Here is a 2,519-nt window from a genome sequence, read left to right as displayed (position 1 = left end):
AACCGATTTTTCTTCTTTTACCAAGTCTTCGATTTGCGCCAAGAACCAAGGATCGATGGCGCAGATTTCGTGGATTTTTTCCAGCGTGAAGCCTGCACGGAACGCATCGGCTACAAACAGCATACGCTCAGGGCCCGGGTTGGCCAGTTCGCGGCGGATTTCCGCTTTGTCTTCGCTGCGCGGATTGAAGCCGCACAAGCCGGTTTCCAAACCGCGCAAGGCTTTTTGGAAGCTTTCTTGAATGGTACGGCCCATCGCCATTACCTCGCCCACAGATTTCATCTGCGTGGTCAAGCGGTCGTCTGCGGCAGGGAATTTTTCAAATGCGAAACGCGGGATTTTGGTTACCACATAGTCGATGGAAGGCTCGAACGATGCAGGCGTGCGGCCGCCGGTAATGTCGTTGCGCAACTCGTCCAGCGTAAAGCCGACCGCCAGTTTGGCTGCTACTTTGGCAATCGGGAAGCCGGTTGCTTTAGAGGCCAACGCAGAAGAACGGCTCACGCGCGGGTTCATCTCAATCACAATCATCTCGCCGTTTTCAGGGTTCACCGCAAATTGCACGTTCGAGCCACCCGTGTCCACGCCGATTTCGCGCAATACCGCCAACGAAGCGTTGCGCATGATTTGGTATTCCTTGTCCGTCAGCGTTTGCGCCGGCGCAACCGTAATCGAGTCGCCCGTATGCACGCCCATCGGGTCGAAGTTTTCAATCGAGCAAATGATGATGCAGTTGTCGGCCTTATCGCGTACCACTTCCATCTCGTACTCTTTCCAGCCGAGAACGGACTGCTCAATCAGCAACTCATGCGTAGGCGACGCATCAAAACCGCGTTCGCAAATCGCCAAAAACTCATCTTTGTTATAGGCAATGCCGCCGCCCGAACCGCCCATGGTGAAAGACGGACGAATCAGGGTAGGGAAGCCGACCTGTTCTTGCGCCGCCAAAGCTTCGTTCATTGTGTGGCAGACAAAAGATTTCGGGCAAGACAAGCCGATTTTTTCCATCGCTTCTTTAAAGCGGCCGCGGTCTTCCGCCTTGTCAATCGCGTCTTCGGTCGCACCGATTAATTCGACATTGTATTTCGCCAACACGCCGTTGCGCGCCAAATCCAGCGCACAGTTCAGCGCGGTCTGGCCGCCCATCGTGGGCAGAATCGCGTCAGGCCGCTCTTTGGCAATAATTTTTTCCACCGTCTGCCACATAATCGGCTCGATGTAGGTAACATCCGCCATTTCAGGGTCGGTCATGATTGTGGCGGGGTTAGAATTCACCAGAATGACTTTATAGCCTTCTTCACGCAAGGCTTTGCAGGCCTGTGCGCCCGAATAGTCAAATTCGCAGGCTTGACCGATAACGATAGGGCCGGCGCCGATGATAAGGATGGATTTTAGGTCGGTACGTTTGGGCATGGTGTTTTACCTTAGAGATTTCAGGTTATTTAAAACTATATTTAACGGGATTGCTGGCACCCCGTTTACGATATTCTTCAGGCAGCCTTTTACGTTGGTATTTTTGGCGGACTTCATCATTTTTAGAAAGTGATTCGCCGTGAAAACCAAAACGTCCTACTATGGTTTCATTAAGCTCAGGAAAATTTTCCTTAGTAGCTGGCAGCCATTCATGCGCTTGTAAAACATCCACAATTAAGCCTTTTTCAACCGCCAAGATGTAATGCGCACGTTTTGCCCGCTCAACATCAAGCCGCCAGGCTAGGCGAACAGCATCATAAGCCGATTTTTCTTTATCTAAAGAACGATTAATATTAATAATCAATAGATTATGATCGCTGTCAAATTGTGCAACAGGTGCATCGTATTTATCTTGTATTTCAGATACATGCATCGAACCAAATTCACTATTGCCATGTCCGCTTTGTTCATTTGATAGCCCCGGATAGGCATCTATTAAAGCAGCTTCTACTTCAAAAGCGGTTTTCTCATTCATGCCATGTCGATGAATGACATGGATAACTTCCAATTTGGCTTTTTGGATAGCGCGAATCCTACTATATTTTAAATTCAGTTCATCTTCGCCATCTTCCGCTATTTTCAAACATTGTTTCAAATGTTCAAAAACCCGGTTGTCTTTGCCTTTGCCTACATAAAAAGTTTCACCATTTCTTGGGTCAATTAAGCGGTAAACGTAATATGCAAGGGCTTTGCAAACTTCAGATGAAAACTTGTCCATATTCTTTTTTCCTCAAATGTATTTAGATAGCAAGCTATTAGCTTGTATGCAGGGTGCGTGCGATACGCACGCGTTCTCCATTTTCCCTGCACTTTAACCCATCGCGTGCGTGCCTTGCGGTACATATTAAAGGCCGTCTGAAAAAACGCTCGCGGGGTTTGTTCCATCTGCCTTGCGATAAAAAACTACCTGAAAAATTCCTGCTATTGATATTTTGGCCACTTTTTTCAGACGACCGTTTGCGTTTTTATTTTGCACAGGCCGTCTGAAAACTTCCTTAAAAACTAGTGATAAATGTAATCAAACCCAAAATAATGCCTGGGGCGTT

Annotated in this window: 2 protein-coding genes; both read right to left on the bottom strand. The window is 48.0% G+C overall.

The genetic code is table 11. The annotated features are described in order from the left end of the window. On the bottom strand, window positions 1-1,413 hold a 1,413-nt coding region (carB, locus tag ACTHS3_RS11565), incomplete at its 3' end, for a carbamoyl-phosphate synthase large subunit (RefSeq protein WP_440367998.1). A 25-nt stretch (window positions 1,414-1,438) separates the two neighbouring features. Further along, complete coding sequence (locus ACTHS3_RS11560) at window positions 1,439-2,191, bottom strand: LEM-3-like GIY-YIG domain-containing protein (RefSeq protein ID WP_049344526.1); 753 nt, start codon at window positions 2,189-2,191, stop codon at window positions 1,439-1,441. Window positions 2,192-2,519: the final 328 nt, after the last annotated feature.

Source organism: Neisseria sp. P0009.S007 (assembly GCF_051962515.1).
Note: the sequence above shows the minus strand (reverse complement) of the source record. Positions and strands in the feature narration are given on the sequence as shown.

Bases quoted from the DNA above. Each gene is read 5' to 3' on its own strand.
- ACTHS3_RS11560 (WP_049344526.1), bottom strand. From the start codon at position 2,191: ATGGACAAGTTTTCATCTGAAGTTTGCAAAGCCCTTGCATATTACGTT.